Origin of the sequence: Streptococcus mitis (assembly GCF_001579035.1) — a bacterium.
Lineage (GTDB): Bacteria > Bacillota > Bacilli > Lactobacillales > Streptococcaceae > Streptococcus > Streptococcus mitis_J.
This window is the reverse complement of sequence record NZ_KQ970290.1, coordinates 46,855-54,570: the sequence shown is the minus strand read 5'-3', so window position 1 is coordinate 54,570 and position 7,716 is coordinate 46,855. Positions and strand designations below refer to the sequence as shown.

The following is a 7,716-nucleotide window of genomic DNA, read 5'->3' as shown; positions in this document are numbered from 1 at the left end:
GCCTAAGCCGGAACCAAAACCGGAGCCAAAACCAGAGCCTAAGCCAGAACCAAAACCAGAACCGCAACCAACACCAACTCCGACCTCAATTTCTTCAGAAGATTGGAATCAAGGAAGTACTGAAGTGAACAAGAAGGATGAATTACCTCAGACAGGTAGTCAACAAGATGAATGGTTGGTAGCTCTAGGTGGCTTATCTATCCTAGGTGCCTTTACGGTATTTTCTAAAAAACGAGAAGAATAGGATATGCTAGAAATCGTTTAAATAATAAAATGATGGAAATATATCCCTATAATGGGAAAAGCGATTGTGAAGGAAACAATCGCTTTTTTTGTGAAAATATAATAAAATAGATAGGAGAGAAGCAATACTTGTATGAAAAAATGAGACGGCTTTTTCGTCTAGCAAAAGGAAAATATGACAAAAAAAGTTGGTGTCGGTCAGGCACATAGTAAGATTATTTTAATAGGGGAGCATGCGGTTGTTTACGGTTATCCTGCTATCTCCCTGCCTCTTTTGGAGGTGGAAGTGACTTGTAAGGTAGTTCCTGCAGCGAGTCCTTGGCGTCTCTATGAGGAGGATACCTTGTCTATGGCGGTTTATGCCTCGCTTGAGTATTTGGCTATCGAAGAGGCTTGCATTCGCTGTGAGATTGACTCGGCTATCCCTGAAAAACGGGGAATGGGTTCGTCAGCAGCTATCAGCATAGCAGCTATTCGTGCGGTATTTGACTACTATCAGGCAGAACTGCCTCATGATGTACTAGAAATCTTGGTCAATCGGGCGGAGATGATTGCCCATATGAATCCTAGTGGTTTGGATGCTAAGACCTGTCTTAGTGACCAACCTATTCGCTTTATCAAGAACGTAGGATTTACAGAGCTTGAGATGGATTTATCCGCCTATTTGGTGATTGCCGATACGGGTGTTTATGGTCACACTCGTGAAGCGATTCAAGTGGTTCAAAACAAGGGTAAGGATGCCCTACCGTTTTTACATGCCTTGGGAGAATTGAGCCAGCAGGCAGAGGATGCGATTAGACGAAAAGAGGCTGAAGGACTGGGACAAATCCTTAGTCAAGCGCATTTACATCTAAAAGAAATTGGTGTTAGTAGCCCTGAGTCAGATTCTTTGGTTGAAACGGCTCTTAGCCATGGTGCTCTGGGTTCCAAGATGAGCGGTGGTGGGCTAGGAGGCTGTATCATAGCCTTGGTAGCCGATTTGACACAAGCTCAAGAACTAGCAGAAAGATTAGAAGAGAAAGGAGCTGTTCAGACATGGATAGAGAGCCTGTAACAGTACGTTCCTACGCAAATATTGCTATTATCAAATATTGGGGAAAGAAAAAAGAAAAAGAGATGGTGCCTGCTACTAGCAGTATTTCTCTGACTTTGGAAAATATGTATACGGAGACAACTTTGTCATCTCTACCGACGAATGCGACAGCTGATGCCTTTTATATCAATGGTCAGCTACAAAATGAGGCGGAGCATGCCAAGATGAGTAAGATTATTGACCGTTATCGTCCAGCTGGTGAGGGCTTTGTCCGTATTGATACTCAAAACAATATGCCTACTGCAGCTGGCTTGTCCTCAAGTTCCAGTGGTTTGTCTGCCTTGGTCAAGGCTTGCAATGCTTATTTCAAGCTTGGATTGGATAGAAGTCAGTTGGCACAGGAGGCTAAGTTTGCCTCAGGCTCTTCTTCTCGGAGTTTTTATGGACCACTCGGTGCCTGGGATAAGGATAGCGGGGAAATTTACCCTGTAGAGACAGACTTGAAACTAGCTATGATTATGTTGGTGATAGAGGACAAGAAAAAACCAATTTCTAGCCGTGACGGGATGAAACTCTGTGTGGAAACCTCGACGACTTTTGACGACTGGGTGCGTCAGTCTGAGAAGGACTATCAGGATATGTTGGTTTATCTCAAGGAAAATGATTTTGCCAAGGTTGGGGAATTGACTGAGAAAAATGCCCTGGCTATGCATGCTACGACCAAAACAGCATCACCAGCCTTTTCTTATCTGACTGATGCAAGCTATGAAGCCATGGACTTTGTTCTTCAACTCCGTGAGCAAGGAGAATCCTGCTACTTTACCATGGATGCTGGTCCCAATGTCAAGGTTCTCTGTCAAGAGAAAGACTTGGAGCATTTATCAGAAATCTTCGGTCAACGTTATCGCTTGATTGTGTCAAAAACAAAGGATTTGAGCCAAGATGATTGCTGTTAAAACTTGTGGAAAACTCTATTGGGCAGGCGAATATGCTATTTTAGAGCCAGGGCAGTTAGCATTGATAAAGGCCATTCCCATCTATATGAAGGGCGAGATTGCTTTTTCTGATAGTTACCGTATTTATTCGGATATGTTTGATTTCGCAGTAGACTTGACGCTAAATCCTGACTATAGCTTGATTCAAGAAACGATTGCTTTAGTGGAAGATTTCCTCGTTCATCGTGGGCAGACTTTGCGACCTTTTTCTTTGGAAATTCGAGGAAAAATGGAACGGGAAGGGAAAAAGTTTGGTCTAGGTTCTAGTGGCAGCGTCGTTGTTTTGGTCATCAAGGCTTTGCTGGCTCTGTATAATCTTTCGGTTGATCAGGAGCTATTGTTCAAGCTGGCCAGTGCTGTCTTGCTCAAGCGCGGAGACAATGGTTCTATGGGAGACCTTGCCTGTATTGTGGCAGAGGAATTGGTTCTCTACCAGTCATTTGATCGCCAGAAGGTGGCTGCTTGGCTAAAAGAAGAAAAGTTGGCGACAGTTTTAGAGCGTGATTGGGGCTTTTCAATCTCACACGTACAACCTGCCTTAGAATGTGATTTCCTAGTGGGATGGACCAAGGAAGTGGCTGTATCGAGTGATATGGTTCAACAAATCAAGCAAAATATCAATCAGAATTTTTTAAGTTCCTCAAAAGAAACGGTGGTTTCTTTGGTAGAAGCCTTGGAGCAGGGGGAAGCAGAAAAAATTATCGAGCAAGTAGAAGTCGCCAGTAAGCTCTTAGAAGGCTTGAGCGCAGATATTTACACGCCTTCGCTTAGACAGTTGAAAGAAGCTAGTCAAGATTTGCAAGCTGTTGCTAAGAGTAGCGGCGCTGGTGGTGGTGATTGTGGTATTGCCTTGAGTTTTGATGTGCACTCAACTGAAACCTTAAAAACTCGCTGGGCCGATCTGGGGATTGAGCTCTTATACCAAGAAAGGATAGGACATGACGACAAATCGTAAGGATGAGCACATCCGCTATGCCCTTGAGCAGAAAAGTTCTTATAATAGCTTTGATGAGGTGGAGTTGATTCATTCTTCCCTGCCTCTTTACAATCTGGATGAAATCGATCTGTCGACAGAATTTGCTGGTCGAAAGTGGGACTTTCCTTTCTATATCAATGCTATGACGGGTGGGAGTGAAAAAGGTAAAGAAATCAATCAAAAGTTGGCTCAGGTGGCAGATGCCTGTGGGATTTTGTTTGTGACAGGTTCTTATAGCGCAGCCCTCAAAGATCCTACAGATGCCTCATTTTCTGTCAAGTATAGCCATCCAAATCTCCTTCTTGGAACCAATATTGGATTGGACAAGCCTGTTGAGTTGGGACTTAGGACTGTAGAAGAGATGCATCCTGTTCTCTTGCAAGTGCATGTCAATGTCATGCAGGAATTACTCATGCCTGAGGGAGAAAGAACGTTCAGAAGCTGGCAATCGCATCTGGCAGACTATAGCAAGCAAATTCCTGTTCCGATTGTCCTAAAGGAAGTCGGCTTTGGAATGGATGTGAAGACCATCGAGAGAGCCTATGAATTGGGTGTTCGAACTGTTGACCTATCAGGTCGTGGCGGTACCAGCTTTGCCTATATCGAAAACCGTCGCAGTGGTCAGCGTGATTATCTCAATCAATGGGGCCAGTCTACCATGCAGGCCCTTCTCAATGCCCAAGACTGGAAAGACAAGGTCGAACTCTTGGTTAGTGGAGGCGTTCGCAATCCACTGGATATGATTAAGTGCTTGGTCTTTGGTGCCAAGGCCGTGGGACTGTCTCGAACAGTTCTGGAATTGGTTGAAACCTATTCAGTTGAAGAAGTGATTGGCATTGTCCAAGGCTGGAAAGCAGATCTACGCTTGATTATGTGTGCTCTTAATTGTGGCACCATAGCAGATCTGCAAAAAGTAGACTATCTTCTTTATGGAAAATTAAAAGAAGCAAAGGATCAGATGAAAAAGGCGTAACCAGCGCCTTTTTTCCATCCTCAGACTGAGGTGACTTTTTTGAATTGTGATAAAATAGAAGGGAGAGGATGAACCTATGAGAAAATTTAAAATCTTTTTATTTATCGAAACCTGTCTTTTGACAGGAGCTCTGATTTTGATGGTATCAGAGCATTTTTCGCGTTTTCTGCTGATACTATTCCTCTTTTTGCTTTTGATTCGCTATTACACTGGTAAAGAGGGCAATAACCTTCTTTTAGTAGTGGCAACCATTCTCTTCTTTTTCATCGTCATGCTCAATCCTTTTGTGATTCTAGCTATTTTTGTTGCAGTCATCTATAGCCTCTTTCTTCTTTATCCGATGATGAACCAGGAAAAAGAGCAGACCAATTTGGTTTTCGAAGAGGTGGTAACGGTTAAGAAGGAGAAAAATCGTTGGTTTGGAAATCTCCATCATTTTTCAAGCTACCAAACTTGCCAGTTTGATGATATCAATCTCTTTCGCCTCATGGGCAAGGACACTATTCATCTGGAGAGGGTTATCCTAACCAATCATGATAATGTCATTATCCTCAGAAAGATGGTAGGCACGACCAAAATCATCGTACCTGTAGATGTGGAAGTCAGTCTCAGCGTTAACTGTCTCTATGGGGATTTGACTTTTTTCAACCAGCCCAAGCGAGCCCTCCGAAATGAACACTATCATCAGGAAACGAAAGATTATCTCAAGAGTAACAAGAGTGTCAAGATTTTCTTGACTACTATGATTGGGGATGTGGAGGTAGTCAGAGGATGAAAAAACAAGCTTATGTAATCATTACTCTCACCTCCATCCTGTTTGTCTTATTTTTCTCCCACAGCTTGATGGAAATCCTTGATTTTGACTGGTCTATTTTCTTGCACGATGTCGAAAAAACAGAAAAATTTATTTTTTTGTTGTTGGTATTCAGCATGTCCATGACCTGTCTCTTAGCCCTGTTTTGGCGAGGTGTTGAAGAGCTTTCTCTAAGAAAAATGCAGACTAATCTCAAGCGTTTATTAGCAGGACAAGAAGTGGTTCAGGTTGCAGATCCAGATTTGGATGCCAGTTTCAAGTCTTTGTCTGGCAAACTTAACCTTTTGACAGAAGCACTTCAAAAGGCTGAAAATCACAGCCTTGCTCAGGAAGAGGAAATCATCGAGAAAGAACGGAAGCGGATTGCTCGGGATTTGCACGATACAGTCAGTCAGGAGTTGTTTGCGGCCCACATGATTTTGTCAGGTGTCAGCCAGCAGTCTTTGAAATTGGATAGAGAAAAGATGCAGACCCAGTTGCAGAGTGTCACAGCTATTTTAGAAACAGCCCAGAAGGATTTGCGGGTCTTGCTCTTGCATTTGCGACCAGTTGAACTGGAGCAGAAGAGTCTGGTTGAAGGGATTCAAATCCTCTTAAAAGAGCTTGAGGACAAGAGTGATCTCAAGGTTAGTTTCAAGCAAAATGTGACGAAATTGCCCAAGAAAATCGAGGAGCATATCTTCCGTATCCTGCAAGAATTGATCAGCAATACTCTCCGCCATGCCCAGGCATCTTGTCTGGATGTCTATCTCTATCAGACAGATTTTGAATTGCAGCTGAAAGTGGTGGACAATGGAATTGGTTTTCAGTTAGCGAGTTTAGATGACTTGAGTTATGGACTCCGCAATATCAAGGAGCGGGTTGAAGATATGGCAGGGACGGTTCAGTTATTAACAGCTCCCAAGCAAGGGCTGGCAGTTGATATCCGTATTCCCCTGCTCGATAAGGAATGATAAAGGAGTAAAGATGGAAATTTTACTAGTAGATGACCACGAAATGGTCCGATTGGGCTTGAAAAGCTACTTTGACCTCCAAGACGATGTAGAAGTTGTGGGCGAGGCTGCAAATGGGTCTCAAGGTATTGACTTGGCATTGGAACTGCGTCCAGATGTCATTGTCATGGATATTGTCATGCCTGAGATGAATGGAATTGACGCGACCTTAGCTATCCTTAAAGAATGGCCTGAAGCCAAGATTTTGATTGTGACCTCTTATTTGGACAATGAAAAAATTATGCCAGTCTTAGATGCTGGTGCCAAAGGCTATATGCTCAAGACTTCTAGTGCCGACGAACTACTCCATGCTGTCCGTAAGGTGGCTGCTGGGGAGTTGGCCATTGAGCAAGAGGTCAGCAAAAAAGTCGAATACCACCGCAATCACATAGAACTACATGAGGACCTGACTGCGCGTGAGCGAGATGTACTCCAACTCATCGCCAAGGGCTATGAAAATCAGCGTATCGCAGACGAACTTTTTATCTCTCTCAAGACGGTTAAGACCCACGTGTCCAACATTCTTGCCAAACTTGAAGTCAGCGATCGTACCCAGGCTGCAGTCTATGCCTTCCAGCATCACTTGGTAGGGCGTGAGGACTTTTAATAGTTATGTAAAAATAGTGTTGGAGAAATGGCTAACCTTAGGGCTAAATCAGCCCATGCCAGAACAGGTGATTATAAAGATTGTTGGTCAAAACCAATACAGTGTTAGTTTGGGTTTGAACTCGGCTTTGGGAACGATACAGCGGATTCAGAACACGATTGACCATATCAAGGACGACCTAGCAGTTACCCAGCTTGAAGTGGACAAGAGCTTTTACAAGGAAGCGGGTTATCAAACTAAAAAGGCTGAATACGATGTACTCGCGCCATTGATTGAAACAGAAACGGATTTAAATATTATTGATTAAGCCTTAAGACAATTCCACGAAAAAGGAAAATAAAAGCAGGAACAGCTTTCTTTTGAATTAGATTAAAAAATATATACAAATAGCGGACAAGAAAAGCGCGGTAGAATAAAGATAGAAAGAAACGAGGTAACGATTATGATGGAAGATAACTATTATTAATTAGAAGAGGCCTTGGTACAGGGATTTCAAACACCTGTACCAAGCCTACAAGGAGCTAAAGGAACATTATGAGGAAGTGACGGGGGATTAACAGTTTTTCTAAACGAGAACTCACTAGCCAACTGGAAATCGCTCTTCAAAATCATAGAGGCGAGGACTTTGAAGAACATGAAAAAGAGGAGTATTTGGACTTAGTTCAAAAAATAGAAGAGTTTGATTTCTCTCTTGCTATCCATTATCGTCAGTTGATTGACTAGAAAGGATAATGTCATGAATGATTTACTCCTTATACCAGTTATTTTTTTAGCAGTAGGAGGAATTCTCATTCTTTTATGGAGGCTCTTCCTTATTGCCAGTGGACTTTTCCTGATTGGTTTTGTCAGTTTTCTTATTTTCGTGGAGGGCTATGGAATTTATCTGTTCTTTACTGAACCGACCCTTTATGTGGAAGATTTATCCCAGAATGGTCTGATCAGTTTTACAGTATTTTATGTAACTTTTAATCTAGCCTTTCTTGTCTTTGGTATTTTAAAAATTATCAGTTGGGAAAGAGAGTAAAAAAACAGTTGAACAAGGTTGTTCAGCTGTTTTTTATATAGGGGCTAAATTACAGAATT

General features: G+C 42.6%; 9 protein-coding genes and 2 pseudogenes. All 11 read left to right on the top strand.

What is annotated here, in order from left to right; genetic code table 11:
* Window positions 1-244 (top strand): LPXTG cell wall anchor domain-containing protein (locus tag SMIDD26_RS12325; RefSeq protein ID WP_167747504.1); only part of this gene is annotated, 244 nt, incomplete at its 5' end.
* A gap of 174 nt (window positions 245-418) precedes the next feature.
* Complete coding sequence (gene mvk / locus SMIDD26_RS08455; protein WP_061439822.1) at window positions 419-1,297, top strand: mevalonate kinase; 879 nt, start codon at window positions 419-421, stop codon at window positions 1,295-1,297.
* A complete protein-coding gene (gene mvaD, locus SMIDD26_RS08450) occupies window positions 1,279-2,232 on the top strand; it encodes a diphosphomevalonate decarboxylase (RefSeq protein WP_061439821.1) in 954 nt (317 codons plus the stop codon). Before mvk ends, mvaD begins: the two co-directional genes overlap by 19 nt.
* Entirely contained in the window at window positions 2,219-3,226 is a 1,008-nt protein-coding gene (locus SMIDD26_RS08445; protein ID WP_061439820.1) for a phosphomevalonate kinase, read from the top strand. The genes mvaD and SMIDD26_RS08445 overlap by 14 nt, the downstream gene beginning before the upstream one ends.
* Window positions 3,210-4,220 carry a type 2 isopentenyl-diphosphate Delta-isomerase gene (gene fni / locus SMIDD26_RS08440; protein WP_061439819.1) on the top strand — a complete coding sequence of 337 codons (1,011 nt, stop codon included), beginning with the start codon at window positions 3,210-3,212 and terminating at the stop codon, window positions 4,218-4,220. Before SMIDD26_RS08445 ends, fni begins: the two co-directional genes overlap by 17 nt.
* Before the next feature lie 76 nt (window positions 4,221-4,296).
* Complete coding sequence (liaF, locus tag SMIDD26_RS08435) at window positions 4,297-4,995, top strand: cell wall-active antibiotics response protein LiaF (RefSeq protein WP_050141810.1); 699 nt, start codon at window positions 4,297-4,299, stop codon at window positions 4,993-4,995.
* Window positions 4,992-5,987: an envelope stress sensor histidine kinase LiaS gene (locus tag SMIDD26_RS08430; protein WP_061439818.1), complete on the top strand. Its 996-nt coding sequence runs from the start codon at window positions 4,992-4,994 to the stop codon at window positions 5,985-5,987. Before liaF ends, SMIDD26_RS08430 begins: the two co-directional genes overlap by 4 nt.
* Window positions 5,988-6,000: 13 nt before the next feature.
* Window positions 6,001-6,633, top strand: a complete 633-nt coding sequence (locus SMIDD26_RS08425; protein WP_061439817.1) for a response regulator transcription factor — start codon at window positions 6,001-6,003, stop codon at window positions 6,631-6,633.
* A pseudogene (locus SMIDD26_RS08420) lies at window positions 6,623-6,973 on the top strand (hypothetical protein); the annotation flags it as partial. The gene SMIDD26_RS08425 and the pseudogene SMIDD26_RS08420, both read left to right, overlap by 11 nt.
* A gap of 138 nt (window positions 6,974-7,111) precedes the next feature.
* Window positions 7,112-7,356: pseudogene (locus tag SMIDD26_RS13240) on the top strand (DUF5962 family protein).
* Complete coding sequence (locus SMIDD26_RS08415) at window positions 7,349-7,657, top strand: DUF5966 family protein (protein ID WP_134990255.1); 309 nt, start codon at window positions 7,349-7,351, stop codon at window positions 7,655-7,657. Before SMIDD26_RS13240 ends, SMIDD26_RS08415 begins: the two are co-directional and overlap by 8 nt.
* Window positions 7,658-7,716 lie beyond the last annotated feature (59 nt).